This window comes from Winslowiella toletana (assembly GCF_017875465.1).
Lineage (GTDB): Bacteria > Pseudomonadota > Gammaproteobacteria > Enterobacterales > Enterobacteriaceae > Erwinia > Erwinia toletana.
The window spans coordinates 3,564,407-3,591,264 of the sequence record NZ_JAGGMQ010000001.1; the positions used below are offsets into that span (position 1 = coordinate 3,564,407).

Here is a 26,858-nt window from a genome sequence, read left to right on the forward strand (position 1 = left end):
GGGCGGCGTTCTCGCCGCCCGTCTCATACGGATTAACCGACAATCCGCCCATTGGCCATACGGGCGGCGCGATCGCACATATGGTCGATCACATCCGGATCATGGCTGACCAGCACCATGGTCAGATTATCGAGGCGCTTCAGATCGTTCAGCAGATTAAGGATCTCGGCCTGCACCGACATATCCAGCGCTGAAGTGGGTTCATCCAGCAGCAGCACCTTTGGCTCTAACAGCAGTGCGCGCACAATGGCGACACGCTGGCGCTGTCCGCCGGAGAGCTGGTGCGGATAGCGGTCGGCCATCGCCGGATCGAGACCGACATGACGAAACCCCTGATCGATGCGATCATTGATATCCTGCACCTTCAACAGTTTTAGCGGCTCGGCCAGCGTGCGGCGCAGGCGGTGGCGCGGATGCAGCGAGGCGTAAGGATCCTGAAACACCATCTGCACTTCGCGGCGCAGGTCGCCGGTAAAGGCTTTGCCAGCGACGACCTGATGCCCGGCCAGCTGCATGCTGCCCTGCCAGTGTGGATTCAGTCCGGCCATCACCCACAGCAGCGACGATTTGCCGCAGCCGGACGGACCCACCAGTCCAAAACATTCGCCAGCGGCAATCGTCAGGTTAATATCATGCACCACGGTGCGCAGATCATAGCCCTGCTTATGCGCCACACTCAGCTGTTGCAGATCAATCATGCTCACGAGTCGCCTCCAGTGCCGCGCGATCGAGAACCGGCAGCGTCTGCCCGTGGGTCGCTTTGCTGGGACGACAGGACCACAGGGTTCGGGTGTAGGGATGCGTGGCGCGCGGGAGTTCAGCGGCGGGCAGGGTATCCAGCACTTCACCTTTGTACATCACCATCACCCGATCGCAATGCTCCGCGACTTGTTGCAGATCATGACTGATCAGCAGCAGCCCCATATTGCGCTGCTCCACCAGACGGCGGATAAGCGCCAGCACCTGATCGCGCATCGCGTGATCGAGCGCAGAGGTCGGTTCGTCAGCAATCAAAAATTGCGGATCGGCAATCAGCGCAATTGCCAGCATCACGCGCTGCCCCATGCCGCCGGAGAGCTGATGCGGATAACGCGTCATCAGCTGAGCCGGTTGCGGCAGACCCACCGCATCCAGCATCTCGCACACCTTTTCGCGGCGTTCGGCGCGGCTAAAGGCGCGATGCAGCTTGAGTGGCTCCTCAACCTGCCAGCCAATGGTGCGCACAGGGTTCAGGGCATATTTAGGATCCTGCATGACCATCGCCAGCTTACTGGCGCGTAACTGGCTCCAGCGGCGTTCAGTCAGAGTTAAGGCATTTTCCCCGGCGACGCTTAAGCTGCGCGCCTGCACATGCAGTGAAGGCGCTAACAGGCCCATTAGCGCGCGGGCGGTGAGTGATTTACCGGAACCGGATTCACCCACCAGCGCCACACGTTCGCGTCCGAGGGTAAAAGAGAGATCTTTTACCAGCGTAGCGCCATCATTCAGCGAAATACTTAGCCTGTCGGCGATAATCAGCGCGGAAGAATCAGTTGGCATTTCGGGTATCCAGTCGGTCACGCAGGCCGTCGCCTGTCAGGTTAAAGGCAAGGCTGGCAAACAGAATCGCGCCACCTGGTGCGGCAGCGACCCACCACTGGTCAAAAATCACCTTACTGCCTTCGGCGACCATTGAACCCCATTCCGCCGTCGGTGGCTGAACGCCCATCCCGAGGAAGCCAAGACCGGCGGCGGCAAGAATAATTCCGCCGAGGCTGAGTGCGGCGCGCACCACGGCGCTTGGCATGCAGAGCGGCAGAATATGACCAAACATCAGACGCAGGCCAGTAATGCCCTGCATCCGCGCAGCGGCGAGGTAATCGCTACGACGCAGCGCAAGGGTTTCCGCGCGCGCCTGACGCGCAAAGGGCGGCCAGCTGGTCAGCGCCAGCGCCAGTGCGCCATTCATCAGCCCCGGGCCAAGCATCGCCACCAGCGCCAGCGCGATCACCAGGTTTGGCAGTGACAGAAAGATATCGGTAATGCGCATCAGCACACGTTCGGTCCAGCCGCCAAGATAACCGGCAGCGATACCGACCAGCATGCCAACCGGAATGGTCAGCAGCAGAATCAGCGACACCAGCAGCAGCGTCGGACGGGTGCCGTAAATCACCCGCGACAGCAGATCGCGGCCAAAGCCGTCGGTGCCCAGCCAGTGAGCGGCAGAGGGCGGCAACAGGCGTGCGGACATTAGCTGGGCATTGGGGTCAAAAGGCGCCAGCAGCGGCGCCAGCAGTGCGGTCAGCAGCAGAATGGCCACCAGCGTGCCGCCAGCCACCAGGGTAGTCACCCGGCGACGGCGATAGCGACGCGGCGCCACAGTTTCAGCATCAGTTAAATTTTGCGTCATCGGGTTCTCGGATCGGTTAGCCAGGTGAGAGCATCAGCCAGCGTATTCAGCACGATAAAGCAGCCGCCAATCAGCAGCGTGGAGCCAAGAATCGCCGGTGCATCGGAGGCGAACAGCGCGGTGGTCATATAGCGGCCAACACCCGGCCAGGCAAAGACGGTTTCCGTCAGCACTGAACCTTCCAGCAGTGTGGCGTAGGAGAGCGCCAGCACGGTAATCAGCGTACCTGAGACATTGGGCAGAACATGCAGCAGCAGAATACGCCCGCGTCCGGCGCCTTTGGCGCGCGCGAGGGTGACATACTCCTTGCTGCTCTCTTCCAGCAGCGCCGCGCGCAGCAGACGGGTAATGCCCGCCATCGACAACATCCCCAGCACCACCACCGGCAGCCACAGGTGGGCGATGGCGTTGCGGAACATTTCCGCATCGCCGGATAGCCAGCTATCAATCAGCATCAGACCGGTTTTGGTTTCGATGGTATAGACATAAATATCATCCAGCCTGCCGGGTCCGGCCGACCAGTGCAGCACTGCGTAAAACAGCAGCAGCCCCAGCAGCCCGAGCCAGAAAATCGGCACCGAATAGCCCAGCAGTGAGATTAGACGCGCCAGGTTATCAATTATGCTGCCCGGTTTCCACGCCGCCAGCAGCGCCAGCGTGATGCCAAAAAAGGCGCCAAAAATCATCGCACAGCTGGCCAGTTCAATCGTGGCCGGGAAAGTGCGCATCAGATCGCTGAGCACCGGCTGATTGGTTATACGCGAAACGCCCAAATCACCCCGCGCCAGGTGTTCGAGATAGTGCCAGAACTGCATCAGCACCGGCTGGTCGAGGCCTAAATCACGGCGTACCTGCGCATAAGTCGATTCACTGGCGTGATCGCCCGCAATCTGTAACACCGGATCGACCGGCGACAGATGGGACAACATAAAGGTAAACGCCAGCAAACCGAGCAGCGTCACCAGTAACGAAATCAGGCTGGTGGCGAGACGTCCGCCACCGCGCCAGAAACGCCGGGCGGACCCGGCTTCGGTAGAGGTTACCGCCATTACTTACTGACCTGGTTGTAGTAAACCATATCCGGGTTGATTCCCTGCACATAGCCTTTCAGGTTATCGCGCAGCGCAACCAGGTTACGCGCCTGCAGTCCCACCACGTATGGGGAATTTTTCTGCACTTCGCGCTGCATGTTCTGATACATCTCCACCCGCTTAGCATTATCACTGACGGCGGTAGCGGCCAGCGTCTGTTTGCTCAGCTCAGGAATATGCCAGTTAGAGCGCCATGCCAGGGTTTTGCTGCCATCTTCCGGATTGTAAGCAAAGGCGGCGGCGTTAGTATTCGGATCGAAATAGTCAGCGCCCCAGGCATTTAGCGTCGCTTCATATTTATGCGCTTTTACGCTGGTGGAGACTTCGGTGCTGAGCCCCGGGATCAGTTCCACCTTAATGCCGCCTTTGGCGAAGCTGGCCTGCAACGCCTGAGCGATATCCAGATATGGCGGCTGATTGCTGACGGAGAGCTTAAAGCTGACATTGGTCAGGCCCGCTTTCTGCAGAATCGCTTTGGCTTTTTCCGGATCGTATTTATACGGATTGTCATTCAGCGCACCGAGGAAACCTTGCGGCAGGAATGACTGGTGTACCTGGAACTGGCCTTTCAGCAGATCGTCGGCGATACCGTGGTAATCAAACAGGTAGCGGGAAGCTTCCCACAGCGCGGGGTTTTTCAGCGCGGGTGAAGCATCAATATTGAACTGGATGTAATACAGCGACGCCATTGGATAAGCGACGGGTTTCACCCCCGCTTTGCCTTTCAGCGCGGCCATCTGATCCGCGCCAAGGTTACGCGCAATATCGGCGTCACCCTGTTCCAGCAGCAGACGACGCGCCGCCGGTTCCGGCACGTTTTTAATCAGAATATTTTTCAGTTTTGGCGCACCGGCGGGTGAGGTCGGGTTAGCCGACAGCAGCACCACTTCATGCGGAATATACTTGCGGATCTGATACGGACCGCTGCCGGCAGAGTGAATGCCCAGCCACTGATTGCCGAGATCGTTTTTCTGCTGATTGGCCAGTACGGTTTTTTCATCAACGATCGATGCCACCGGCGCTGAAAGCAGGCTTAACACAAACGCCGGGCTGATATCAGCGGTCCAGCTGATCTGAACGTGCTTGTCATCAATCTTTTTCAGCTGTGCATCAACGTTGTCTTTGGTCCAGCCCATCTGCGCGAGGATAAAAGAGGGGTCCAGATTCAGCTTGATTACACGCGACAGGGAGAAGATCACATCTTCCGGGCGCACCGGATTACCGGTGGAGAATTTAGCGCCATCACGCAGTTCAAAAGTCAGGCTGCGGTTATCGCTGGCAGGCTGCCAGGAGGTCGCCAGCGTTGGCTTCAGATCAACCGGATTATTCGGGTCTGACTGCACCAGACGCTGATAGATATTGGTAAAGGCCTGCATCGAGGTCAGTTCAAAACCCTGCGCCGGGTCAAAACTGCTGGCATCATCGATCGACTGAGCAATCACCAGCGTGTCTGGCGGTGTGGCAGCCTGAGCAGCAAAAGAAGCAGCCAGAGCAATAGCGATGACTGACGGAACGATACTTTTCATGACGTTTCCTTACCTTAAAATTTGCCGCGAGTTTAAATGACTCATAGCCTTATCAAATAGTAGATTATTGGCTATCGATATGTGTTTTTGTTCTAAGTAAAGCGATATGGTTATAAATCATTAATTGATGACTGACTGAGATTACTGCTGGCTGTAAGCGAATTAATTTTAGCACCGTTCGGATCAGCCATGCTGAAACGTGGCATATAAAGCCGGTAACAGCGCCAGCAGGTTATTAAACATATACAGAAAAATCGGCAGTTTTAGCCCGCGTGATTGCAGCCGTGCATAGCACAGCAGCATCGAAAACAGGGTCAGCATCGCCAGCGTTTGCAGATGCACGTATTGCGTATGCATGGTGGCAAACAGGATCGAGGTGAGGGTGACGCAGGCCAGCGGGCTCTTCGGCGCCCACAGCAGAAATCCCTGCAACAGAAAGCCGCGAAACAGAATCTCTTCAAACACCGGCCCCAGCACCACGGCGGTAAACAGCAGAATCAACACCGCAGAGCGGCTCTGTTGTGACTGCTGTTCCAGCCAGGCTTCAGGCTGCAGCACGAAGATTTGCAATAGCATCAGTAACAGCAGGCCACCAAGAAACAGCAGGGTGGTTTTTAACCGCAGCGTACCCGGCGGAATGTCGTCGCGGCGCGTGCAGTAAAAACGATACAGCGGAAACAGCACCGCGAACTCAAACAGGCAAACCACCGGCACCAGCAGACCACTACTGCGCAGCTCAGCCACATTGGGGAAGCGCGAAATCACCAGCGTTATCAGGTAGTAAATCACAAACATCGCGCCGTAAAACAGCGTCAGCGTAACCCGGTTGGTATTGGCGTTCATCTTAAGCCCGTGGCTGAAAAGAGAGGCAATACTATCAACCAGTTAGAAAACTGTCGAGCGGGTTCAGCGCGGGGGGGAAACAGCGGTTTATCAGGCCGGGTGAAGACCCGGCCCGTACTCTGATTACCAGAGCAGATGACTTAACGTACGCGGATGGCGATAAAGGTCATCAACGCCGCGAAGCAGATAAAAATCGCGAGTTCCATGATTTCCTCCTAAGAATTATCTTAGGTAATTATATCCTTTATCTGGTTAAGGATTGAGCAATTCGTGTCACTTTCACATTGTTATAAACTGGCGGCACGAAAGGGTAAAAAACCGTCTGATCCGCCAACGCAATCTGTTAGTCTGAGAGCTGTTGTTAAGTAAAAACACGTAGAAGAGGAGTGAAACGTGACGTTTTATGCAAAATCCCTGATGGTAGCCGCGATGTTTGCGCTAACCGCTTGTAACACTGCGCCAAAGCATGATGCAGCGGCGCAGCCGGTCGATGCTGAGAATGATCGCTGCGGCGCTTCGCAGTATCAGAACTATGTCGGCAAACCCCTTTCTTCACTGGATACGGTGAAATTCGCCAACCCGGTGCGTGCGATCCCGCATAACTCGGCGGTGACCATGGACTTTAACCTTAATCGTCTGAACTTTATGGGCGATGCCAGCGGCAAAATTAGCAGCGTCTATTGCGGCTAATCAGCCAACCGGGGCGAAGCAGATTCGCCCCTATCCGTGCTTCTCACCCGCCCCCTGTTACTGCTTTTTTACCAGACCTTTCACCTTTCATTTCACCATTCGCTGCTTCTGCCGCTTGTCATATTGCTGCAATAGCGTCGGGTTAGCTTAACTTGCGTCATACAACAGTGATCTCCTCGTCACGAAAACAGGTAATGCTTGTCTTTTCATACCTTCCCGCTGCGTGCGGGATTTTTTTTGCGTTTCTTCCGGCAACAGATCATTTGCTTAGCGCTTTCGGCTACGCTGTAGAGAAATATTCAGCAGGAGTGATTATGCGAGCTGTGCAACTTTTGTTACTGTCAGCAACAGTGCTGCTGGCGTCACCCGGGTTTGCTTCCAGCAATCAAGCCTGGGCGGCAGCAGATAAGGCGATGGCGCAGGCTTGCATTAAAGCCAGCGGTTTAAAAAATGCCACACCAGCCGGCAAAATCATGCTGTTTGATGATCGGGTTGGTTACTCGGCTCTGCTGTTGCAGGGGCGTTATCCTCAGAAACATATGAATAATCAGCGCGGCCGCGAGTTGTGCCTCTATCAGCGCAGCACAAAAACCGCTTCAGTTACCGAGGCCGATAGCCTGATGGCTAAAACGCCATAGATTAACGGATGATGGAGAAAATGCCTGATACTGATGCTGCAATTACCGTCCTGCCAGCCAGCATGGAAATGCTGACGCCACTGGGGGAGCTTGATTATGGTTTTCGCGTCACCAGAGAGTTTATTGCGGTTTTTGACCGTCCTGTCAGCCAGAACCTGAAGCGGGTTGAGGCATACGAAAAGCACTATTTTAACGATCCGCAGCAGTTTAGTGCGTATGTCGACAGTGTGGATAGCGCCCTGTTTATCGTTCAGCGCCAGCAGCAGCTGGCGGGTTATCTGGCGGTAAGCCGCAACTGGAATGGTCTGGCGCTGGTGGAAGATATCGCTGTCGATCGCCATGCGCGGCAGCTGGGTTGTGGCCGTGCGCTGATGGATGCCGCAGTGCAGTGGGCGCGTGAGAAAAATCTCTCGGGGCTGGTGCTGGAGACGCAGTCAAATAACGTTCCCGCCTGCCTGTTTTACGAGCAGTATGGTTTCGAGCTGGCGGGCATCGACCGGGCGCTGTATCGCGCGCTGAATCCACAGCGCAGTGAAACTGCGCTGTTCTGGTACTTATGGCTTAACCTTTAGATGCCGCGTGCGATCCGTGAGACTGGCGCCGGTGACCGCCAGCACTGACAGCAGGATCAATGCCAATGCCGGGGCTACCACCGCCCATGGCGCGCGTTCAAGATAAGGCATCCCTTCCGCCAGCACGATCCCCCAGTCGGCCGCCGGTGGCTGCGGCCCGAGACCGAGAAAACCCAGTCCGGCCAGCGCCAGCGCATTGCCCGGCAGACGTAGCATCGCGTGACGCAGTAATGGCGCCAGCATCGGCGGCAATAAATAGCGCCAGGCGCGCCGCAGCGGACCGACCCCGAGGACCGGCAACATGCGGATATGCGGCTGGGCATTGATCTCGGCCACCAGCGCGGCGGTATGCGCCGCCAGCGGCGCCCAGCTGACAATAATCACCGCGAAAGCGGCGCCAGCAGCGGTCGGGCCGTTGACAGCGGCAATCACCATACCGGCAATCACCGGCGGTGTGGCATTGGCCACTTCAATCGGGCCGACCAGCACGCGCGGAAACAGTCCAGCCAGTATGCCGATCAGCAGACTACAGAGCGTGACCAGCAGCGCCAGCGCGCAGGTGTGCAATGCTCCCTGCGCCACGCGTGCAAGGATATCGCGGCCCATGGCGTCGGCGCCGAATGGCAGCGACCATGATGGCGATTGCAGGCGCAGCCAGGCGGAACTGAAAGCATCGCGCGGTAAACCAGCCGCAATCAGCAACAGCATTAGCAGCAGAGCGATCAGCGGTATCCACCAGCCTGTGCGGCTGACCGATACCTGCGGCGGTATCGCGGGCAGCGCGCCATAGTGCAGAGCCGGACCCAGCAACGCGCGCTGCAACAGACTGGCCAGCAGGCCAGCGACACTTCCGAGCAGCAGCAGAATCAGCATACCGCTTTGCAGCGCGGGCAGATCACTGGCGGCGGCGGCGCCCAGCGTGGCGCGACCAAGGCCCGGAATGGCAAACACCTTCTCCACCGCAATCGCGCCGCCAGTCAGGCCGATAATCACCATCGCCAGCTGCGGCAGCATTGCCGGTAGCGTGCGTTTGATCAGCGCCAGCGCCAGGCGATAACGCGGGATGCCCGCTGCCTGCCAGCTGACCAGCCACTTCTCCTGAAAACTGGCGCTTAGCGCGTCGGAAAACAGACGGCCGAGTAAGCCTCCGGCCGGAATGCCCAGCGCCAGCGCCGGTAATATCGCGTGCTGCCAGCCTGTCCAGCCAAATGGCGGTAACCAGCCGAGCCACACCGCACCGGCCAGCAACAAGAGCGCCGCCAGCAGAAATTCCGGCAGCGCGGTCAGCGCCGCCGCCAGGGTTCCCGCCGGGCGTCGCGCCACACCCGTCAGACCGGCGCGCAGTACCGGCAGGCAGATCAGGCTCAGCAGTAGCAGCGCGACCAGCAGTGCGCAGGCCATCAGTGTCAGCGAAACCCCGGTCGCCTGTAGCATGCCCGGCAGCACCGGCGCACCGGAGATCCACGAGTTGCCGGCATCGCCCTGCGCCAGGTTTTTCAGCCAGTGCCACAGCAGGGCATCCGGCCCCTGATATAACCCCAGCGAGTGGCGAATCGCCTCCAGAGTTTCTGTGGTGGCCTCCTGATCGCCGGAGCGCGCCCGCAGCAACGCCAGCGCCGGATCGCCTCCGGCCAGCCAGGGTAAAATCCCGACCAGCATCACCATTGCCGCGAGGGTGATCAGGCGCGACAACAGCGGCAGCAGGGGAGTAAAGTGGCGCATTATCACTCCAGATGAGTCTGGCTGGAGATCAGCCGACGTTCGCGCGGATCACGATCGGCACTGCGTACTGCCGGACTTTCCCCCTGAATCACCCGTTCGTGCAGCATCGGGATGGCGGCATCAGTGGCCAGAATCAGGTTTTCCGCCGCGATGATTGCCTGACGACGCGCCTCACCAGCTGGCGTGGCTGCTGCCCGTTGCAGCGCCTGATCGATCGCCGGCTGGCATAGCTGCGCAATGTTAAATGAACCCTTGCAGGCAAAGTCGCTGTACATATAGGCGACCGGATCGCCGGAGTCGAGCACCGTGGCGCGCGACAGGATAAAGGCGTCAAACTTACCCGCCAGCGCATCCGCTTCAATATGAGCATATTCACGCACCACCTGCTTCACCTGAAAACCAGCGGCGGTGAGCTGCTGCGCCAGATAAACCGCCACTTCCGGCAGTTCAGCGCGGTCACTGAAGGTGGCGAGAGTCATCAGCTGGCCATTGGGTCTGGCTGCCGCCTGCGGATGCGCGACCGGCTGACGCAGCTGCGCCGCCCACGGCAGCGCCGGACCTAACAATCCTTGCGCGACATCCGCGCGTTTTTCATAGACGTTATCCACCAGCTGCTGGCGATTGATCGCCTCACGTACGGCGGCACGCAGCGCCGGATCGCGGAAGGTTCCCTGCTGGCTGTTCAGATACAGGGTGTTGGTGCGCGGCATTGGCACTTCATGAATCTGTTCCGGTTTCAGCAGGGCGGCCTGCGAGACCGGCACCGCTTCCACCACATCGGCGCTGTTGGTGCGCAATGCCGCCGCGCGCGCTGCACCGTCCGGCACAAAGCTGACATCAATCCCGCTGGCCTGCGCTTTCTCACCCCAGTAGTCAGCAAAGCGGTTTAAGCTGGCGCTGCTGGTGCCATTCACTTTGCTGAGAATAAACGGCCCGCTGCCGCTGCCGACCGGATCAACGCTGCCATTTGCGCCATAGGCTCTGGCTGCCAGAATCGCCAGTTGCGGGCTGGAGAGGCGCTGCGGGATCAGCGGATCGGGATCGGCGCTGGTGATGATCACCGCATGATCGCCGTCGGCGGCAATCTCCAGCGTAACGCCATCAAGAATACGTGGCTTAGGCGCAGCCTGAGTGGCGGCGTTAAGTGAGCGGATCACCGTGGCTGCCGTTAACAGCGTACCGTCATGGAAATGGACATTCTCGCGTAACTCAAAGCGCCAGCGGCGATCGTCAAGCTGCTGCCAGCGGGTGGCCAGCGCTGGTTTTGCTTCGCCCAGCGCATCAAGATTGACCAGTGTTTCGGCTGTCTGCCAGCGTGACAGTTTAAACGCGTCGTCACTCAGCGGCGACAGGGCGGAGCGTGGCGGTTGTAGCATCGCCAGACGAATGCGTGAGCTGTCTGATTTGACCTCCTTTTCGTTAAAACAGCCGCTAAGCAGCAACGTGATGCTCAGTATCCACAGGGCGCGAGCTTTCATTAGCCTGGTATCCTTATTGTTAAATTAATCAGCCAAAGGTAAACGGGGGATGGCGTCCAGCAAACGCTGGCTGGCCGGGTGCTGCGGGTGACACAACAGCTGGCGGGTGGGGGCGTCTTCAACGATGGCGCCGTTATCCATTACCAGCACGCGTTCGCACAGGCAGGTAATTGATGACAGATCGTGTGACACCACCAGCAGGCCCATCTGCTGCTGACGGGCAATATCGGCCAGCAGGTGGTTGATTTGTTGTCTGAGCGGCAGATCAAGGCCACTAACCGGTTCGTCCGCCAGCAGAAAACGCGGTTGCAGCGCAATCGCCCGCGCGATAGCCACGCGCTGCGCCTGACCGCCGGAGAGAGTGGCGCAGCGCTGATTTAACAGGCTGGCATCGAGCCTGACCTGCGCCAGAATCGCTGCCAGCTGAAGCAGGTCGGGTTGCAGACGCTTTAACTGGCGCAGCGGTTCGGCCAGCACATCCGCCACCGTGCGGCGCGGATCGAGCGTGGTGGCTGGATCCTGCGCGATATATTGCACCTGCTGGCGATACCAGCGCAGCGCCCGTACCGATGCGGGGCGCACCGGATGTTGCTGGCAGCGCACTTCGCCGTCAGTGGCGCTTTGCAATGCCAGCATCAGTTTCAGCAGTGTGGATTTGCCGCTGCCGGAGGAGCCAATCAGCGCCACGCGTTCACCGGCACGTAGCTGGAATGAGACGGCGTCGACAAGCGGACGCGGCTGGCCGTGCGGCTGATAGCTGAGCTGATGGGTAGTAAGAAAAGCGGGCACAGACATCAGGCAATCCCCCGCAGCGGGGGCGTGGTGAGCAGCATCTGTTCCGCGTGGCGTGCGGCGCTGACCAGCCGCTGACTGGCCGCATGCGTTGGCCGGTTCAGCAGTTGCTGCATGGTGCTGTTTTCCACCAGCCGCCCGGCTGACATCACCAGCGCCCGGCTGCAGAGCTGCGCAGCCAGCACCAGATCGTGGGTGATAAACAGCAGCGCGGGCGCATCGCGACGCAGCGCCAGGCGCTGGAACGCCGCGATTACCGTCTGTTGCGTGGCGACATCCAGCGCACTGGTGGGTTCGTCGGCGACAATCAGCGGGCTTTCGCTGGCCAGCGCCAGTGCGATGCAGACGCGCTGACGCTGGCCGCCCGACAGCTCGGCGGGATAACAGGCCATCACCCGCTCACTATCAGCGAAATCCATCTCATCCAGCAGCGCAATCGCCGCCTGCTGCGCTGCACGCCGGGAAACCGGTTGTCTGGCGCGCAGTGTCATCTGCAGCTGCTTGCCGACACTCACCAGCGGATTAAGGGCGCTGGCGGAGTCCTGAAAAATCATCGCTGCACGTGTCGCAGGGGAGCGCTGGCCCACCGGGCGATCAATCACCGACTGTCCGGCAATTTGCAGTCTACCCGCCAGGCGCGCCGATGCGGGCAGTGCGCCAATAATGGCGCTGGCGGTTAGCGATTTACCACATCCTGATTCACCCAGCAGACAGACGCACTCGCCCCGTTGCAGGGAAAAACTGAGTTGATGCAGTTTTTGCTGCTGGTGCAGATTCAGATCCAGATTGGTCAGTTGCAGCACCCTGTCAGGGGCCGGAGATAACGAAGTCAGCATAGCGTCGCATAGAAGTTATTTGTTATGTAATAACATAACAAAATGTGACACTGTGATGCAAAATAAGTTTAAATGTACTCAACTTGAGGATAGGACATCCTGAAGCGGAGGGTAAGGAAATCCATGAACGCAATCTTTATTGAACTCTCAACATTTGAAAAATACCGTGCAGAATTCCTGACGGATGACCAGTTTAAGGCATTTCAGGAATGACTAATGGCTAATCCCCACACGGGTGATGAGAATCATTTATTACTGGTGGTCTGACGAAGGGCTATTCTATCTCTTCTCCCTGTATGACAAGGATGAAATGGATGATCTCACCAAAAAGCAGAAAGATATTCTGGCCCGGATGCTTGAGCAGATTAAACGAGGAAACAAACTATGACAGAGCGTAACCTGTTCGCTGAACTTATGCAGGGTATGGAAGAAATGGCCGCACACCGGAAGGGTAAGATCACCCTGAAAACCCATAAAGTCTCCCGCCATCGGGTTTCAATTGCGCCGGAAGAACTTAAATCAGTGCGCGAAAGACTGAATCTTTCCCAGGCTGTTTTTGCCAGCTATCTGCATACCGGTGAATCCACTTATCAGAACTGGGAACAGGGCAGGGCTAAACCAAATGCGCAGGCTGTACTTTTAATCCTCATGGTAGCTCGTAACCCTGAAACCTTGCAGACCCTTGCCAGCTTGTAGATTGGCTGTACCTCGGCGAGCTTGCCCCAGTAATCGTATAATCTTCAGGGCTGCAAAGCAGCATATTCATAACTGGTGATTTCGTAACGGTTAGCAAAGGGATCGCTAAAATAGATCGACCAGGAGAGCTGATGATCGCTAAGGCTGAAAGTGACATCATGCTGACTAAGGTGCCGTTGTGCAGCGATAAACTGCGCGGCGTTGCAGCGAAAGGCGACGGTATGACCTGCGGCATGCTGCTGGCGTTTAAATAGCGCCAGATGAATATTGCCCTGTTGAAGTGTTAATGGCCCACCCTGCTGATACCAGTTCAGTAGTGGCTGACAAACGCTAAATCCTAATACCTCATGATACCAGCGTGTCGCCTGCTGTATGTCATCGACATAAATATGTACATGGTCGAAAGCCGAAAGCTGGATTGTCATGATTGATCCTCAGGCGCGTTTTAAAGCGAGTGTAGCCCGAGATAAAAAGCGATCAATTCAAAGCGCACGCCTGGTTAAATCTTTTGCGCTTACTCCGCTTTCTCATCCATCAGCTGCGCCAGTACATTGCGATAGCCCTGTAACAACGCCTCATCGACTTCATGTTCCAGTTTGCTAATCACCGTGGCGATAATCGCTTTGCTGGTAGCCGGTTTACCGGCTTGCATCAGTTCGGTCATCACTGCCGCCAGCAACTCAGCCTCACGCGGTGCTTGCCAGGCTGGGCTGTTAAAGTAGTCGGTAATCGCACGGCCTGCGCCGGGTGTATGTGCTCGCATGAAAAACCTCCGAAAAAGCGCCATCGGCCACACCACCGGCCACACAAGGGGAGGCCGGTGAGATCATAAACAGGACAATATGATGGTGATCCGGGCAACCAGGACAGTCAGCCCGCCACTTGCCAGACGTTAAACAGGTGGAGATTTTTTAAACATAGAACGCGGCAGCGGAGTTGTCAGTAACAAAATGAAATATTTTTGACATTACGCAGGCGAATAAGTGCTGACAACCTCTAAAACGCCATTAATGATAAATTGCACGCCCATGCACACCAGCAGGAACCCCATCAGGCGTGAGATGGCTTCGATACCGCCTTTGCCGACGATGCGCATAATGCCGCCGGAGCTGCGCAGGCTAATCCATAAAATCACACTGACCGCGATAAAGGTCAGCACCGGCGCGACGCTGATCACCCACGGCGAGAACTGCGTGCTGTCGCGGATGGTGGAAGCGGAACTGATAATCATCGCAATGGTGCCCGGACCGGCGGTGCTGGGCATCGCCAGCGGTACAAAGGCAATATTGACCCCTTTATGTTCGTTTAACTCATCCTGCTTGTGCTCGGCCTCCACCGACTGACCGGCCGGTTTGTGCGGGAACAGCATGCGAAAACCGATAAAGGCGACAATTAAGCCACCGGCAATCCGCAGGCCAGGAATCGAGATGCCAAAGGTATCCATCACCAGGTTACCGGCGTAATACGCTACGGTCATAATAATAAAAACGTACAGCGAGGCATCGCGCGCTTGCTTGTTGCGCTCGCTAAAGTTCATATCGCCCGCCAGGCCTAAAAACAGCGCCACGGTGGTCAGCGGGTTAGCCAGCGGCAGTAATACCACCAGACCCAGGCCAATCGCCTTAAACAGTTCCAGCATGCTGATATCCTTAACAGAAAAGGGCGTTTATCGCGTAATCCTTGGCTGCCAGTATTACCGTAGCGAGCGGCTAAAGCCAGCCTCAATCTTTATGGTGAACGACGATTATTAAAGACAAATAAAATAAAGGTTGCATCTGAAGGGTGGCTATGAGTAAATGCGTCGTCGGTTTGTTAAGCAGAGCCGAATATGCGAGCAGTTTTAGTAAAGCAGTCTTCAGTTCAAGCGTTATCTTAGATATCTCTTCTTCCTGACTCCTTCCTGAGTGCCTCATAAATTCTGTAGACAAACCATTTCGCCCATGTGGCTTGTAATTGAATGAAGGATAGACAAATGTCTAACAAAATGACTGGTTTAGTAAAATGGTTCAACGCTGAGAAAGGCTTCGGTTTCATTTCTCCAACTGACGGCAGCAAAGATGTATTCGTACACTTCTCTGCAATTCAGAACGATGGCTTCAAAAGCCTCGACGAAGGTCAGAAAGTTGAGTTCACCATTGAAAATGGCCAGAAAGGCCCAGCAGCTGCTAACGTAACTGCTATCTAAGCGAATTTATCGCTGCTGAAGATATTTATCTTCAACGACGAAACGCTAATAAAAACCCGCCTTGTGCGGGTTTTTTGTTTTAAGCATAAAGATAATGCTATTTGCCTGCCCGCAGCGTGAGGCGGCGTTAGCTGAATGCCGCTTCAGCTAAATAATCTGAAGTTGTCCCGTTGCCAGTATTTGCCACTCGTCACATTTCTCAACTTGCTAGACTGACGGTTCCGCTATGCATTTGAGGCCACGCGCACTTCGCTATGGAATCCTGGAAGGTCAATCTTATTTCAGTCTGGTTCGGGTGTTTTTTTACCGGGCTGGCTATCAGTCAAATTCTGCCGTTTCTTCCACTCTATATTCAACAGCTTGGTGTTGAATCCCATAGCGCTTTAACCATCTGGTCCGGATTAACCTTCAGTGTCACCTTTATGGTTTCGGCGGTGGTTTCACCGATGTGGGGTAGCCTGGCAGATCGCAAGGGGCGTAAGCTGATGCTGTTGCGCGCCTCTTTTGGCATGGGAGCGGTGATCCTGATGCAGGCGTTTGTCACTAATGTCTGGCAGCTGTTTCTGCTGCGTGCGCTGATGGGGCTGACTTCCGGCTATATTCCCAATGCAATGGCGCTGGTGGCTTCGCAGGTGCCGCGTGAGCGCAGCGGCTGGGCATTAAGCACCGTGGCCACCGGCCAGATCTCAGGTGTGATTGCCGGACCAATGCTGGGCGGGCTGCTGGCCGACTGGGTCGGTTTGCGCAGCGTGTTTATCCTCACTTCAATTCTGCTGCTGATCAGTTTTCTGATTACCCTGTTTCTGATTAAAGAGACCGGACATAAAGCGGTAAAGAAAGAGGACAAGCTCAGCGGCAGCGCGGTATTTCAGACCTTAAGCAATCCGGCGCTGGTGATCACGCTGTTTTGCACCACACTGGTGATTCAGTTAAGTAACTCTTCCATCAGCCCGATTCTGACGCTATTTGTGCGCGATCTGGCACCGGATGTGCAAAATATTGCCTTTCTGAGCGGTTTTATTGCGGCGATCCCCGGTATGTCGGCACTAATCTCTGCGCCCTGGCTGGGCAAGCTTGGCGATCGTATTGGTACCGAGCGGATTTTGATCGCCACGCTGACGTTTTCGATAGTGCTGTTTCTGGCGATGGGCTTTGTCACCAATGCCACGCAGCTGGGCGTATTGCGCTTTCTGCTGGGCTTTGCCGATGGCGCAATGATGCCTGCGGTGCAAACGCTGCTGTTGCGCTACTCCAGCGACCAGGTCACCGGACGTATTTTTGGTTACAACCAGTCATTTATGTATCTTGGCAATGTGGTGGGTCCGCTGATTGGCGCCGGTGTCTCGGCGATTGGCGGGTTTCGCTGGGTGTTTATCGCCACGGCGCTGGTGGTGTTTATCAACACCTGGCAGTTGCGGCGACTCTATCGGCAGCAGAAGACAGCAGCGACGGAGTTGCAGAAACCCCGGGCGTAGGGGCGGCGTTATCGCCGCCCGTGCCGATGCGTTACGGCTGACGCAGGGTAAAGCGATAGCTGTAGCGCCGTTCGCTGAGTAAGAAATCGGCATTGACGCTTGGACTCCAGGAGTCGTCACCGCCGACGCCCATGTGGAAGCCATCCAGCGTCAGCCAGCAGCCCGCTTCTTCCCGTAGTAAGTGGCGATGGCTGGTATCACGCAACTGCTCCATGCTGTAACGACTTAGCGAGAAGTGGAAATCACCGCTGAGTTGCAGCTTACCGAGATCCAGCTGACGCGTCCCGCCGCGCAGCCCGTTATCGCTGGGGAACACATAGGGTGTATGCAGGGAAGCCAGTGGCAGCTGCCAGCGCGAGAACTGCGCCGCACTGCGGCGGTCCGGGTAGTTTTCATGCGGGCCAAGTCCCAGCCAGCTGACTTCGGCAGGCGCTTCCGCCAGCTGACAGCGTACGCCAATACGCGCCGGGGCTGGCACGCCGGCGGCAATCTCGACGCTCACTTCAACGCTTATCTCTCCCTGCGCATTCACCTCATAGCGTTTGCGGCTGAGGAACAGTGTCTGTTGCTGATACTGCCAGGCATGCAGCGTATCGACGATAACCGAGTCACGTAGCGCATCGGCTTTAAACTGCAGGGTGACGGCTTCCAGTTGCCAGAGTCCGGCACGTTTCCAGCGCTCGACCCAGGCGTTCGGATCGATACGCGTGGTTTCGCTGATACCGATATCATTATCCAGCGGTGCGCGCACAAACAGATCGCTTAGCGGTGACAGCAGCGTAGCGCGATCCTGTTGCAACCACTGCGTCAGTTCACCGCTGCGGCGGGAGAACTGCCAGCGCTGCTGACCATGTGCAATTTCAATGGTATCGTGATTAGCGGTAAGGGTCGGCGCGACAGCGGAATCAGCTTCCGGCGGCAGCGCCAGCGTAGCAGGCAAACGCCACTGCGCCCAGGCCGCACGGTGATCTGCCGCGGACCAGGCGGTGGCCTGCGGTTGTACCACCTCAAGATTAAGCCACACTTCGCCGCTTAGCGCGGGCTGCTGATCCAGCTCAATTCGCTGGCTGCCCTCTGGCGGCAGCGACAGGTTAATTTCGCCACTGACCACCGTCTGGCCATTCTGTTCGATGCGCCAGCGCAGCTGCTCGTTGTCGCTGTGACGGAACAGATATTCACTGCTGACAGTAAAGGCCAGCGGGTTGCCGGGATCGACGCTGAACTGGAAAAACTGCTGAGTATGCTGTGCCTCATACAGTGACGGGTGCGGCGTGCGATCGGCAAACACCAGACCATTCATGCAGAACTGGCGGTCATTGGGCTTATCGCCAAAATCCCCCCCGTAAGCCTGCCAGCGGCTGCCATCTGCATCTGTCTTCGTCAGGCTCTGGTCGACCCAGTCCCAGACAAAGCCGCCCTGCAGGCGCGGGAACTGACGAAATGCCTGCCAGTAACGATCGAAACCCCCAAAGCTGTTGCCCATGGCGTGCGCGTATTCGCACAGGATTAGCGGTCGCGTTTCACCCGGCATGCTAATCCACTTTTTAATTGACCATTTGGGCACCGCCGGGAAGGGCTGATCCTGATCCACACGTGCATACATCGGGCAGATAATATCGGTCGCGTCGCTATTGGCGCCGCCACCTTCATACTGCACCGGACGGGTTGGATCGCTGCTTTTGATCCAGCGATACAGCGCGTCGTGCGTGCTGCCATGGCCGGATTCATTACCCAGTGACCAGATAATAATGCAGGGATGATTACGGTCACGCTGCACCATCCGCGTCACGCGTTCACTAAAGGCATTAAACCAGCGCGGATCGTCGGACAGGCGATTCATCGGCTGCATACCGTGCGTTTCAATATTGGCTTCATCGACCACGTACAAGCCGTAGCGATCGCACAGGCGATACCATAGCGGGTGGTTAGGGTAGTGAGAGCAGCGCACCGCGTTAAAGTTGTGCTGTTTCATTAACTGAATATCACGCACCATGGTGGCTTCATCCATCACCTGGCCCGTCTCCGGGTGATGTTCATGGCGGTTAGTGCCGCGAATCAGCAGCGCCTTGCCATTGACCTTTAACAGCCCCTGTTCAATGGTGACCTGACGGAAACCGACATCATAAGCTTCCGCTTCGATCAGCGAACCCCGGTTATCAAGCAGCGAGATCACCGCGCGATACAGATGCGGGGTTTCAGCGCTCCATAACAGCGGCTGCGCAACCTGCAGATTAACGGTGGTGCGCTCGATGTAGTGGCCACGCTCATCAATAATTTCACTGCCAAACGGCTGTTGCTGATGGGTAATCTCTTCATTGTCACGCCAGAGCCCGACTCTGAGCTGATAGTCTGTGCAGTTATCCGGCGTCAGGCTGGCGACCACTGTTGCCTGCAAGCGCGCCGAGCTGAATTCCGCACTGAGATGGGTTTCCAGCTGAATATCACATAGCTGCACCTGCGGTTTATGCAGCAGGCTGACGTCGCGGAAAATACCGCTCATCCGCCACATATCCTGATCTTCAAGATAGCTGCCATCGCTCCAGCGCAGCACCATCACCGCCAGACGGTTATTGCCCGGCTGTAAAAATTCACTGAGGTCGAATTCCGCTGGCAGACGGCTGTCCTGGGAATAACCGACCCAGTTGCCGTTGCACCACAGATAGAAGGCTGAGTTTACGCCATCGAAAATAATGCGCGTCTGCCCGTTATGCAGCCAGTTATCGTCGACAGTGAATGTGAGCGAGTAGCAACCGGTGGGATTATGCTGTGGCACCTGCGGTGGCGTAACCGGAATCGGATACTGCACATTGGTGTAAATCGGGCTGTCATAACCGGCAAGCTGCCAGTTAGAGGGCACCTTAATGCTGTCGGCCTGCGGCAGATCCTGCAACAGCCAGCTTTGCGGCACCGCTTCCGGCTGATCAAAGTAGCTAAAATGCCAGCTGCCATTCAGACTCTGACGTCGATCCGACGGCGCATCATTACGTGCCTGCTGCGCATCACGCCAGCTGAAAAAAGGCGGATGGGCGGGCAGACGGTTAAGTTGCGTGGTGCCGGGCTGCTCCCAGTCGCGACGCGCAATGATCTCTGACAGGGTATGAATAGCGGCTGTTTTCATCATGGGATCCTTATTGAATGTTATGCGCTCACACTGCCTGTGATGGCAGATTTAGTAAAGCGTTTAGCGGCGATTCCGCGACGGCGATCGCGTTCCCGGATTTCGGGAAAAATCTGCGGCAGGCAGCGGCTGATGCAGACTGGTCACTGAATTCTGGCAGGAAAGTGTTAAGCGTGGTTACGCGCGGTAAAAAGCCGCCGGATGCAGAGTATTCTGCATTGTCGGGCGATCCCCTGCGGCATACACTCGGCGCAAAATCGTCATACAGAGGTTCTGTTTATTATGGGTCGTATTATTAAGCTGGTCACAATTGTGGCGCTGGTAACAGCATTAAGTGGTTGTCTGTTCCCGATGTGGGGACCGGGCGGTGGCGGTGGTGGTGGACATGGCGGCGGCGGTGGCGGCGGCGGATGGGGCGGCGGTGGCGGCCCACGCGGTGGTTTTATGGGTGGCCCACAGTAAGTCACTAAACTTCCCTCCGACTGGCCGGTTACGGCCAGTCGGAGGCATTTTATTTTGACCATTCAATAAAAAATATTTTCAAAATTCCATTTATCAACGACTTGTTATCCGCTCAGGGGTATACAAATCATTTTTAGCAGAGAAACGTTTCGATAAAGTTAACTACTGCATGTGCTTCTTAATACACGAATATATCCGCTAAAAAGCGCTACCATTTTATTTATCTCAATGTTAACGTCTTGCTTTAACCCGCTGAGACATTCGCATGAAAAATCTCATTGCTGAATTATTGTTAAAGCTCGCTGCCAAAGAAGAAGAAGCTAAAGAGCTCACCGCTCAGGTTGAAGCATTAGAAATTGTAGTTACCGCCATGTTACGCAAGATGGAGGAAGCACAGCGGCTGGAACTCAATGCCGGCATTGAGGTTGCGATGCGTAAAGCGGCAGAGGATGCAGCCACCGATCCGCAAGATACTTCCTTATTGCAGGGCTATATCCGGCGACTGCTGACTTACCCACGCTATTAAACTTTTCTGTAGAGCCGCTTTCAGCGTTTAACTGTTGCCAGCATGGTTACGCACTTAAAGTAATAATGAGATCCAGCTATAAGTTTGTTTTTTATTTTTAGCCATATACAAAATACCTGCCAGACTTAGCGTTAATGCTGTTTAAAGCATTAGCGCAATGACTTCGTGAATTAAAATAAGGATCGAATATGAAGGTGCAGATATTGATACTAATGCTGGTCAGCCTGATGACAGCGGGCTATGCCGCTGCTGTTGAGAAAACGCCGCAGCAGCAAAAAATGGCCAGCTGTAATCAGCACGCCAGCAGTCAGGCGCTGAAAGGCGACGCGCGCAAAGACTTTATGAGCGAGTGCTTACGTAAAGACAGCAAAATAAGTGATATGACGCCGCAGCAGGTAAAAATGAAAACCTGTAATACCCAGGCGGCAGAGAAGACGCTGAAAGGGGATGAGCGTAAAGCCTTTATGAGCAGTTGCCTGAAGAAAAGCTAAAGTTTAACGTGGATCTGTGGATCCACGTATTTCTCCCTTCGCATGATCTCCCACCGTAAATTCTTTCAGCCCGCGCAAAACCGTTTTCTGCGGCGGTTAATATTTATTAAGATTTTAAATTTAATTATAAACAATGAGTTAGAATTTAATATTCACTTTAATCCTCTCCCGCGCCCCGTACCTGCCAGGCTTAATAATATTCCTGTAAAAGATGTGGGTATCACCGCATCTGCCAGTTACCTTTGAAAGGGAGCACTGTCGTGAGCTATCAAAATGTTATGGTTTTGCAGGATTTGCCAGAGATGAAGCCGGTTAAAGCACCGGTAGGGGAAACCGACGTTTTACTGATTCGTAACGGAGATACGGTTCGTGCTTATCAGGCAACCTGCCCGCATGCAGGCGCTCCTCTTGAGCAAGGGGCGATTTGTGACGACCAGTTGATCTGTCCGTGGCATAAAGCGGTATTTAATCTGAGTGACGGTTCGCTGGCGGAGCCACTGGCCCTCAGCCATCTGCAGCACTATGCCTTGCGCATTGAAAATGGCATGGTGCAGGTCGACCCTGAACCGCTGGCGGCGAAGCAGCCGGGCAAGGGCGTTGATAACACTGAGGTGTTGGTTATTCTTGGCAGCGGAGCGGCAGGCAGCGCTGCGGCGTGGACGCTGCGTGATGAGGGATTTAACGGCAAACTGATTCTGGTTGATCGCGAAACTGAAGCCCCCTATGACCGCACCGCATTAAGCAAATTTGTTCCCTCCGGCAAGATGAAAATCAGCGAAGTCCCCTCAATGCTGGATAAGGATTTTCTGCAGCAGGTGGAGCGGGTCCATGGCGATGTCGGGCGGCTCGACAGCCGTAAACAGCAGCTGCATTTTGCCGATGGTTCGACGCTGCATTTCGATAAATTACTGATTGCCAGCGGCGGGGTGCCGCAGCGCCCGGATATTGAAGGTAAGGCGCTGTTCGGTGTACATCTGTTACGCAGTATTGAGCAGGCTGATTCGCTGCTTAAAGAGGTCGACAGCCAGCAGAAGCTGGTGATTATCGGCAACAGTTTTATCGGCATGGAGCTGGCCTCGGCGTTGCGCGCGAAGAAAATTGATGTGCAGGTGATCGCCCGCCAGCCGCTGCCGTTTAAAAAGCAGTTTGGCGAGCAAATCGCCACCTTTTTCCGGGAGCTGCATGAAGAGAATGGCGTGCGTTTTGTTGAGGGTGAAGTGGCGGCTTTGCAGGGGGAGCGGCATGTCAGTGGCGTAGAGCTGAAAAGCGGTGACGTAGTGCCGGCGGATGTGGTGCTGTTCGCCACCGGTATCGCGCCGGCGACCGGCTTTATTCACGACATTGAGCTGCTGGATGATGGCAGTCTGCCAACCGACGCCCAGTTGCAGGTGGGCAAGAATATCTGGGCCGCGGGGGATATCGCGACCTGTCCGACCGCAGCTGGCAAGTTACGTATTGAACACTATCGCGTGGCGCACCAGCAGGGGCGGGTGGCGGCGAAGAATATGCTGGGAGCCGCAGAAGCATTTGATCGGGTGCCGTTTTTCTGGACCGCGCATTTTGGTACTCGTTATGAATATCTTGGTCACGCCAGCGAATGGGACCAGTTTGAACTGCTCGGTTCGCTAACGGATAAGAGCTTTATCGCGTTCTATGGTCAGCAGGGAAAACTGGCTGCTGCGGCTTCCTGCGGCATGTACACCCTGACCGCCGGGCTGATACAGCGCATGCAGCAGCCCATGACGGTGGAACAGGCGATCAGCCTGGCGGAGACGTATTTGTAACAGCTGGCGGGGCGGGGGAAAGCCCGCCCGCTATGATCAGGACTTTTTGCTAAGTGCTTCCGACTTCGCCATACACTGGCGCATCGCTTCTATCACCGCAGCGCGGAAACCTTTCTCTTCCAGCACTTTAACCGCTTCAATGGTGGTGCCGCCCGGTGAGCAGACCATATCTTTCAGTTCGCCGGGATGTTTGCCGGTTTCCAGCACCATCTGCGCTGAGCCTTTCACCGCCTGTGCAGCAAACTGATACGCCTGCGCGCGTGGCATGCCGCCCAGCACTGCCGCATCGGCCATCGCTTCAATAAACATAAACACATAGGCTGGTGCCGATCCGCTGACGCCGACCACAGCGTGGATCAGATATTCATCAACCACCGCAGCTTTGCCGAAGCTGTTGAAAATCGCCACCACTTCCTCGCTCTCTTGCTGCGTCACCAGCGCATTAGGCGTCACCGAGGTCATACCTTCATTGACCAGCGCCGGGGTGTTTGGCATCACGCGTACGATTTTGCGGTCATGGCCCAGCGCCATGGCCAGTGAATCGAGGGTCACGCCAGCAGCGATCGAAACGACCAGCGTCTCTTTATTCAGACTGCTGGCCACCTCTTTCAGCACTTTCAGAATCACGTTTGGCTTAACCGCAGCAAACAGAATATCAGCCTGTTTCGCTACCTCTTCCGCGCTTTGCGCCGGGGTGATGCCATACTGCTGCTGCATCGCCTGATTAGTTGCGGGCTTATGATCAAATACCCAGATATTTTCCGGTTTGAGCACTCCACCGGCCACCAGACCGCCAATAATAGCTTTAGACATATTACCGCAGCCGATAAAACCTATCTTTTTCTCCAGCATCTTATTTCCTTAATGCGTTCTGTATTTACTGCCACCCAGCTTACGACATTCTCCACCTTAATCCAGCTTCAGCTACGCTTAAAACCAGCAGCAGCTGGCAAGTTAAGCACAGAAAAAATTTGCCATTCTGTAAAAGAACGGCAAGATCTCCCTCGTTCCCCAATCCTGACAGGAAATGTTATGCCAATCTGGGTGGATGCCGATGCGTGTCCAAAAGTGATTAAAGAGGTGCTGTATCGCGCCGCCGACCGTGCGCAGGTCGAGATTACCTTTGTAGCCAATCAGCCGCTAAATGTTCCGCCGTCGCGTTTTTTACGTACGTTGCAGGTTCCGGCTGGTTTTGATGTGGCGGACAACGAAATTGTCCGTCGTGCAGAGAAGGGCGATCTGGTGGTGACGGCGGATATTCCGCTGGCGGCGGAAGTGATGGAGAAAGGAGCGATAGCGCTTAATCCACGCGGTGAGCGTTACAGCAATGCCACCATTCGTGAGCGCCTGACGATGCGTGATTTTATGGATACCCTGCGCTCCAGTGGTATTCAGACCGGCGGCCCGGGCACCTTAAGCCAGAAAGATCGCCAGCAGTTCGCCAATGAGCTGGATAAGTGGATATTACGCGGGTAACGATTATCAGGGCGGCGTTTCCGTCGCCCGGATGCAGCGTGACTAATCAGACAAAACTATCATCATCGCCAAAATCATTATCATCAAAACCGTCGCCGCCGAAGTCGCTGTAATCATTGGCGTTATCCTGCGGCAGACCGGCATCCTGATGCAGAAACTGATCCTGGCCACCCTGATTAAAGGTATCGAGACTGGTATCGACCGCCTCCGGCATCGCCGGTTCATTGATAATATTCACAATCTCTTCCGGCTGCGAATGATGGAACATGCTGGTCAGCATATCCGCCATCACAACCCCCCCGGCAACGCCGACCGCGGTCTGCAAAGCGCCACCAAGAAAACCGGTGCCGCGCGCCGCGCCTGCCGCCGGGGCGTTGTAAGCCGGTTGCTGCTGTTGCGCAGGCGCGCTGTTCCAGGCTGAGGATGCAGGTTGCTGCTGCGGTTGTGACGGACGGCTGCCGCCGCCAAACAGACCGGACAGAAAACCGCCGCTGCTCTGTTGCGGTTGCTGCTGTTGCGCCTGCGCCAGGCGGCTCTCCAGCTCGTTGACCCGCTCGTTAAGCTTCTTCATCGCCGCTTCCTGAATCAGGATCGCCTGCGCCATATAATAGGGGGCGCCAGGTTGTTGCTGTAGCTGGCTGGCAATCAATTTTTCCGCCGCCGCATCGCGCGGCGCAGACTGCGATTCGGCCTGCTTCAGTCGGCTAAACAGATTCTCAATCAATTGTTGCTCTTCGTTCTGCATGATAAACCTCCGTAAACAGGGACAGGCTAATTGTGGCAATCGTATCGGGAAAGTAAATCGGCATCGGGTAAGGAGATGTTGCCAGCGGAAAAACCGGCGGTGATGCACAAAACGTGCATGGAATTACGGTTTTTAATCAGCTGGTTAGCCAGCATCTTTGTGCGGTCGTTGGCAAAAATGACGTAACGTCTGGCTCAGCGAAAAAATTGACGGTATGATGCGACGCAAAGTTGACCTGTTTTACTCCCATGTTGGTGAGCATGTTGCCCCCAACAATGCGGCTGAGGATGTGCCATTTATGTCGTTACCCATCTATCTGATCGGCGCCCGCGGATGCGGCAAAACCACTGTCGGACGCGCGCTTTCCCAGGCGCTGGCCTATGCGTTTAGTGATACCGATTATTTTTTACAGCAGACCACACAACAGACCGTTGCCGGGATTGTGGCGGCTGAAGGATGGGAAGGCTTTCGCCGCCGCGAAACCCAGGCGCTGATCGCCGTCACTGCGCCCTCAACGGTGATCGCCACTGGCGGCGGGATGGTGCTGGCGGAAGAGAACTGCCGCTTTATGCGCGAACATGGCCGGGTGGTCTATCTGAAAGCCGATCCCGAGGTGCTGGCATCGCGTCTTGAAGCCTATCCTGAAGAAGAGCAGCGACCAACGCTGACCGGGCGTCCGATTGCCGATGAGATGGTGGAAGTGCTGTCACAGCGTGACAGACTCTACCAGCAGGCCGCACATCATGTGATCAATGCGATGCAGACCCCAGAGCAAGTGGTGCAGACGCTGTTACAAACGCTATCACTGGCCCGCGCCAGCTAAATTTCCCTGTGCCAACCTCCTGACACGGGCGGCGAGAACGCCGCCCCTACAGTGTTACGGAAAAATCCCCTGCATTGTCTATACTTAACCTCTGGATATCACATTATCATCCACAATAAGAGGGAACATATTATGGCGACAAGACCTCCATATCCACGCGAAGCGCGTATCGAAGCGGTTGAAAAAGGCCCTGAGGGCAAAACTGTGACTTCATATCAGCTACGCGCCGATCACCCTCATGAAAATACGCTGATTAGTGAGCATGACACCGAACAGGAAGCGCTGGACGCGAAGCAGCGTTATGAGGATGCCGGGAAAGAGTAGATAAATGCTTTTTGTTAACGGTTCTCAACGTGATTAATTTTTTCACGATCGCCCGCCAGTCAGTGAAATAATATTCAGAATATTCTTCGGGGGATTTTTTCCCCCTTTGGCGATCCCCGCATACTTTTCTTTCTCCACCAGTATATTGTCCCCTCGTTGGGTTTTACCCCGCATAT

29 protein-coding genes are annotated in these 26,858 nt (G+C 55.8%); 13 read left to right on the forward strand and 16 right to left on the reverse strand.

Annotated elements, in window-relative coordinates:
- Window positions 1-32 precede the first annotated feature (32 nt).
- The 6 genes from J2125_RS16540 to J2125_RS16565 form a co-directional block, all read right to left on the reverse strand.
- A complete protein-coding gene (locus J2125_RS16540; protein WP_017800841.1) occupies window positions 33-698 on the reverse strand; it encodes an ABC transporter ATP-binding protein in 666 nt (221 codons plus the stop codon).
- A complete protein-coding gene (locus J2125_RS16545; RefSeq protein ID WP_017800842.1) occupies window positions 691-1,539 on the reverse strand; it encodes an ABC transporter ATP-binding protein in 849 nt (282 codons plus the stop codon). Before J2125_RS16545 ends, J2125_RS16540 begins: the two co-directional genes overlap by 8 nt.
- Window positions 1,529-2,389 (reverse strand): ABC transporter permease, encoded by an 861-nt coding sequence (locus tag J2125_RS16550; RefSeq protein ID WP_017800843.1) that lies wholly within the window; start codon window positions 2,387-2,389, stop codon window positions 1,529-1,531. Before J2125_RS16550 ends, J2125_RS16545 begins: the two co-directional genes overlap by 11 nt.
- The gene (locus J2125_RS16555; protein ID WP_017800844.1) at window positions 2,386-3,438 is read right to left on the reverse strand and encodes an ABC transporter permease; all 1,053 of its coding nucleotides are present in this window, start codon (window positions 3,436-3,438) and stop codon (window positions 2,386-2,388) included. Before J2125_RS16555 ends, J2125_RS16550 begins: the two co-directional genes overlap by 4 nt.
- A complete protein-coding gene (locus tag J2125_RS16560; RefSeq protein WP_017800845.1) occupies window positions 3,438-5,006 on the reverse strand; it encodes an ABC transporter substrate-binding protein in 1,569 nt (522 codons plus the stop codon). The genes J2125_RS16555 and J2125_RS16560 overlap by 1 nt, the downstream gene beginning before the upstream one ends.
- 183 nt (window positions 5,007-5,189) lie before the next feature.
- Window positions 5,190-5,849, reverse strand: a complete 660-nt coding sequence (locus J2125_RS16565) for a CPBP family intramembrane glutamic endopeptidase (RefSeq protein WP_017800846.1) — start codon at window positions 5,847-5,849, stop codon at window positions 5,190-5,192.
- Window positions 5,850-6,242: 393 nt separating this feature from the next.
- Between J2125_RS16565 and J2125_RS16570 the strand changes: the two genes are divergently transcribed.
- From J2125_RS16570 to J2125_RS16580, 3 genes are all read left to right on the forward strand, one after another.
- On the forward strand, window positions 6,243-6,539 hold the full coding sequence (locus tag J2125_RS16570; protein ID WP_017800847.1) for an I78 family peptidase inhibitor: 297 nt from the start codon (window positions 6,243-6,245) through the stop codon (window positions 6,537-6,539).
- A 314-nt stretch (window positions 6,540-6,853) separates the two neighbouring features.
- Entirely contained in the window at window positions 6,854-7,177 is a 324-nt protein-coding gene (locus J2125_RS16575) for a hypothetical protein (protein ID WP_017800848.1), read from the forward strand.
- Between the two features lie 20 nt (window positions 7,178-7,197).
- Entirely contained in the window at window positions 7,198-7,749 is a 552-nt protein-coding gene (locus J2125_RS16580) for a GNAT family N-acetyltransferase (RefSeq protein WP_017800849.1), read from the forward strand.
- Here the strand turns inward: J2125_RS16580 and J2125_RS16585 are convergent.
- From J2125_RS16585 to J2125_RS16600, 4 genes are read right to left on the reverse strand one after another with little or no spacing between them, the layout of a single operon-like run.
- Window positions 7,732-9,471 (reverse strand): ABC transporter permease subunit, encoded by a 1,740-nt coding sequence (locus J2125_RS16585; protein ID WP_017800850.1) that lies wholly within the window; start codon window positions 9,469-9,471, stop codon window positions 7,732-7,734. The two genes, J2125_RS16580 and J2125_RS16585, sit on opposite strands and share 18 nt — an antisense overlap.
- A 2-nt stretch (window positions 9,472-9,473) precedes the next feature.
- The gene (locus tag J2125_RS16590) at window positions 9,474-10,949 is read right to left on the reverse strand and encodes an ABC transporter substrate-binding protein (RefSeq protein ID WP_017800851.1); all 1,476 of its coding nucleotides are present in this window, start codon (window positions 10,947-10,949) and stop codon (window positions 9,474-9,476) included.
- Window positions 10,950-10,973: 24 nt separating this feature from the next.
- Window positions 10,974-11,744, reverse strand: coding sequence for an ABC transporter ATP-binding protein (locus J2125_RS16595; RefSeq protein WP_017800852.1), 771 nt, complete (start codon window positions 11,742-11,744; stop codon window positions 10,974-10,976).
- On the reverse strand, window positions 11,744-12,577 hold the full coding sequence (locus J2125_RS16600; protein WP_017800853.1) for an ATP-binding cassette domain-containing protein: 834 nt from the start codon (window positions 12,575-12,577) through the stop codon (window positions 11,744-11,746). The genes J2125_RS16595 and J2125_RS16600 overlap by 1 nt, the downstream gene beginning before the upstream one ends.
- Window positions 12,578-12,961: 384 nt before the next feature.
- Between J2125_RS16600 and J2125_RS16605 the strand changes: the two genes are divergently transcribed.
- Window positions 12,962-13,273 carry a helix-turn-helix domain-containing protein gene (locus J2125_RS16605; RefSeq protein WP_017800856.1) on the forward strand — a complete coding sequence of 104 codons (312 nt, stop codon included), beginning with the start codon at window positions 12,962-12,964 and terminating at the stop codon, window positions 13,271-13,273.
- A gap of 44 nt (window positions 13,274-13,317) precedes the next feature.
- Here J2125_RS16605 and J2125_RS16610 read toward each other — a convergent pair whose 3' ends face one another.
- The 3 genes from J2125_RS16610 to J2125_RS16620 form a co-directional block, all read right to left on the reverse strand.
- Window positions 13,318-13,698 carry a VOC family protein gene (locus J2125_RS16610; protein ID WP_017800857.1) on the reverse strand — a complete coding sequence of 127 codons (381 nt, stop codon included), beginning with the start codon at window positions 13,696-13,698 and terminating at the stop codon, window positions 13,318-13,320.
- An 89-nt stretch (window positions 13,699-13,787) separates the two neighbouring features.
- Entirely contained in the window at window positions 13,788-14,036 is a 249-nt protein-coding gene (locus J2125_RS16615; protein WP_017800858.1) for a biofilm development regulator YmgB/AriR family protein, read from the reverse strand.
- A 204-nt stretch (window positions 14,037-14,240) separates the two neighbouring features.
- Window positions 14,241-14,912, reverse strand: a complete 672-nt coding sequence (locus tag J2125_RS16620) for a MarC family NAAT transporter (protein WP_017800859.1) — start codon at window positions 14,910-14,912, stop codon at window positions 14,241-14,243.
- Window positions 14,913-15,245: 333 nt separating this feature from the next.
- On the opposite strand from J2125_RS16620, the gene cspE reads away from it, so the two are divergent.
- Both cspE and J2125_RS16630 read left to right on the forward strand, forming a co-directional pair.
- The gene (gene cspE, locus J2125_RS16625; RefSeq protein ID WP_017800860.1) at window positions 15,246-15,458 is read left to right on the forward strand and encodes a transcription antiterminator/RNA stability regulator CspE; all 213 of its coding nucleotides are present in this window, start codon (window positions 15,246-15,248) and stop codon (window positions 15,456-15,458) included.
- Between the two features lie 254 nt (window positions 15,459-15,712).
- Window positions 15,713-16,933: a multidrug efflux MFS transporter gene (locus J2125_RS16630; RefSeq protein WP_017800861.1), complete on the forward strand. Its 1,221-nt coding sequence runs from the start codon at window positions 15,713-15,715 to the stop codon at window positions 16,931-16,933.
- A gap of 31 nt (window positions 16,934-16,964) precedes the next feature.
- Here the strand turns inward: J2125_RS16630 and J2125_RS16635 are convergent, their stop codons facing one another.
- Complete coding sequence (locus J2125_RS16635) at window positions 16,965-20,051, reverse strand: beta-galactosidase (RefSeq protein ID WP_017800862.1); 3,087 nt, start codon at window positions 20,049-20,051, stop codon at window positions 16,965-16,967.
- A gap of 282 nt (window positions 20,052-20,333) precedes the next feature.
- Between J2125_RS16635 and J2125_RS16640 the strand changes: the two genes are divergently transcribed.
- From J2125_RS16640 to J2125_RS16655, 4 genes are all read left to right on the forward strand, one after another.
- On the forward strand, window positions 20,334-20,513 hold the full coding sequence (locus J2125_RS16640) for a hypothetical protein (protein WP_017800863.1): 180 nt from the start codon (window positions 20,334-20,336) through the stop codon (window positions 20,511-20,513).
- A 265-nt stretch (window positions 20,514-20,778) separates the two neighbouring features.
- Complete coding sequence (gene iraP / locus J2125_RS16645) at window positions 20,779-21,039, forward strand: anti-adapter protein IraP (RefSeq protein WP_017800864.1); 261 nt, start codon at window positions 20,779-20,781, stop codon at window positions 21,037-21,039.
- Window positions 21,040-21,227: 188 nt separating this feature from the next.
- Window positions 21,228-21,530, forward strand: a complete 303-nt coding sequence (locus J2125_RS16650) for a PsiF family protein (RefSeq protein ID WP_026111657.1) — start codon at window positions 21,228-21,230, stop codon at window positions 21,528-21,530.
- A 260-nt stretch (window positions 21,531-21,790) separates the two neighbouring features.
- Entirely contained in the window at window positions 21,791-23,314 is a 1,524-nt protein-coding gene (locus tag J2125_RS16655) for an FAD-dependent oxidoreductase (RefSeq protein WP_026111658.1), read from the forward strand.
- A gap of 36 nt (window positions 23,315-23,350) precedes the next feature.
- On the opposite strand, the gene proC is transcribed toward J2125_RS16655, so the two are convergent.
- On the reverse strand, window positions 23,351-24,166 hold the full coding sequence (gene proC / locus J2125_RS16660) for a pyrroline-5-carboxylate reductase (protein WP_017800868.1): 816 nt from the start codon (window positions 24,164-24,166) through the stop codon (window positions 23,351-23,353).
- A gap of 180 nt (window positions 24,167-24,346) precedes the next feature.
- On the opposite strand from proC, the gene J2125_RS16665 reads away from it, so the two are divergent.
- The gene (locus J2125_RS16665; RefSeq protein WP_017800869.1) at window positions 24,347-24,790 is read left to right on the forward strand and encodes a YaiI/YqxD family protein; all 444 of its coding nucleotides are present in this window, start codon (window positions 24,347-24,349) and stop codon (window positions 24,788-24,790) included.
- A 46-nt stretch (window positions 24,791-24,836) separates the two neighbouring features.
- On the opposite strand, the gene J2125_RS16670 is transcribed toward J2125_RS16665, so the two are convergent.
- Window positions 24,837-25,535 carry a DUF2076 domain-containing protein gene (locus J2125_RS16670; RefSeq protein ID WP_017800870.1) on the reverse strand — a complete coding sequence of 233 codons (699 nt, stop codon included), beginning with the start codon at window positions 25,533-25,535 and terminating at the stop codon, window positions 24,837-24,839.
- 298 nt (window positions 25,536-25,833) lie between these two features.
- Here J2125_RS16670 and aroL point away from each other — a divergent pair, with 298 nt between their 5' ends.
- A complete protein-coding gene (aroL, locus tag J2125_RS16675) occupies window positions 25,834-26,358 on the forward strand; it encodes a shikimate kinase AroL (RefSeq protein ID WP_026111659.1) in 525 nt (174 codons plus the stop codon).
- 132 nt (window positions 26,359-26,490) lie between these two features.
- Window positions 26,491-26,682, forward strand: coding sequence for a YaiA family protein (locus J2125_RS16680; protein ID WP_017800873.1), 192 nt, complete (start codon window positions 26,491-26,493; stop codon window positions 26,680-26,682).
- The last annotated feature ends 176 nt before the right edge of the window (window positions 26,683-26,858 follow it).

Bases quoted from the DNA above. Each gene is read 5' to 3' on its own strand.
- J2125_RS16540 (WP_017800841.1), bottom strand. From the start codon at position 698: ATGATTGATCTGCAACAGCTGAGTGTGGCGCATAAGCAGGGCTATGAT.
- J2125_RS16545 (WP_017800842.1), bottom strand. From the start codon at position 1,539: ATGCCAACTGATTCTTCCGCGCTGATTATCGCCGACAGGCTAAGTATT.
- J2125_RS16550 (WP_017800843.1), bottom strand. From the start codon at position 2,389: ATGACGCAAAATTTAACTGATGCTGAAACTGTGGCGCCGCGTCGCTAT.
- J2125_RS16555 (WP_017800844.1), bottom strand. From the start codon at position 3,438: ATGGCGGTAACCTCTACCGAAGCCGGGTCCGCCCGGCGTTTCTGGCGC.
- J2125_RS16560 (WP_017800845.1), bottom strand. From the start codon at position 5,006: ATGAAAAGTATCGTTCCGTCAGTCATCGCTATTGCTCTGGCTGCTTCT.
- J2125_RS16565 (WP_017800846.1), bottom strand. From the start codon at position 5,849: ATGAACGCCAATACCAACCGGGTTACGCTGACGCTGTTTTACGGCGCG.
- J2125_RS16575 (WP_017800848.1), top strand. From the start codon at position 6,854: ATGCGAGCTGTGCAACTTTTGTTACTGTCAGCAACAGTGCTGCTGGCG.
- J2125_RS16580 (WP_017800849.1), top strand. From the start codon at position 7,198: ATGCCTGATACTGATGCTGCAATTACCGTCCTGCCAGCCAGCATGGAA.
- J2125_RS16585 (WP_017800850.1), bottom strand. From the start codon at position 9,471: ATGCGCCACTTTACTCCCCTGCTGCCGCTGTTGTCGCGCCTGATCACC.
- J2125_RS16590 (WP_017800851.1), bottom strand. From the start codon at position 10,949: ATGAAAGCTCGCGCCCTGTGGATACTGAGCATCACGTTGCTGCTTAGC.
- J2125_RS16595 (WP_017800852.1), bottom strand. From the start codon at position 11,744: ATGTCTGTGCCCGCTTTTCTTACTACCCATCAGCTCAGCTATCAGCCG.
- J2125_RS16600 (WP_017800853.1), bottom strand. From the start codon at position 12,577: ATGCTGACTTCGTTATCTCCGGCCCCTGACAGGGTGCTGCAACTGACC.
- J2125_RS16605 (WP_017800856.1), top strand. From the start codon at position 12,962: ATGACAGAGCGTAACCTGTTCGCTGAACTTATGCAGGGTATGGAAGAA.
- J2125_RS16610 (WP_017800857.1), bottom strand. From the start codon at position 13,698: ATGACAATCCAGCTTTCGGCTTTCGACCATGTACATATTTATGTCGAT.
- J2125_RS16615 (WP_017800858.1), bottom strand. From the start codon at position 14,036: ATGCGAGCACATACACCCGGCGCAGGCCGTGCGATTACCGACTACTTT.
- J2125_RS16620 (WP_017800859.1), bottom strand. From the start codon at position 14,912: ATGCTGGAACTGTTTAAGGCGATTGGCCTGGGTCTGGTGGTATTACTG.
- cspE (WP_017800860.1), top strand. From the start codon at position 15,246: ATGTCTAACAAAATGACTGGTTTAGTAAAATGGTTCAACGCTGAGAAA.
- J2125_RS16630 (WP_017800861.1), top strand. From the start codon at position 15,713: ATGGAATCCTGGAAGGTCAATCTTATTTCAGTCTGGTTCGGGTGTTTT.
- J2125_RS16635 (WP_017800862.1), bottom strand. From the start codon at position 20,051: ATGAAAACAGCCGCTATTCATACCCTGTCAGAGATCATTGCGCGTCGC.
- J2125_RS16640 (WP_017800863.1), top strand. From the start codon at position 20,334: ATGGGTCGTATTATTAAGCTGGTCACAATTGTGGCGCTGGTAACAGCA.
- iraP (WP_017800864.1), top strand. From the start codon at position 20,779: ATGAAAAATCTCATTGCTGAATTATTGTTAAAGCTCGCTGCCAAAGAA.
- J2125_RS16650 (WP_026111657.1), top strand. From the start codon at position 21,228: ATGAAGGTGCAGATATTGATACTAATGCTGGTCAGCCTGATGACAGCG.
- proC (WP_017800868.1), bottom strand. From the start codon at position 24,166: ATGCTGGAGAAAAAGATAGGTTTTATCGGCTGCGGTAATATGTCTAAA.
- J2125_RS16665 (WP_017800869.1), top strand. From the start codon at position 24,347: ATGCCAATCTGGGTGGATGCCGATGCGTGTCCAAAAGTGATTAAAGAG.
- J2125_RS16670 (WP_017800870.1), bottom strand. From the start codon at position 25,535: ATGCAGAACGAAGAGCAACAATTGATTGAGAATCTGTTTAGCCGACTG.
- aroL (WP_026111659.1), top strand. From the start codon at position 25,834: ATGTCGTTACCCATCTATCTGATCGGCGCCCGCGGATGCGGCAAAACC.
- J2125_RS16680 (WP_017800873.1), top strand. From the start codon at position 26,491: ATGGCGACAAGACCTCCATATCCACGCGAAGCGCGTATCGAAGCGGTT.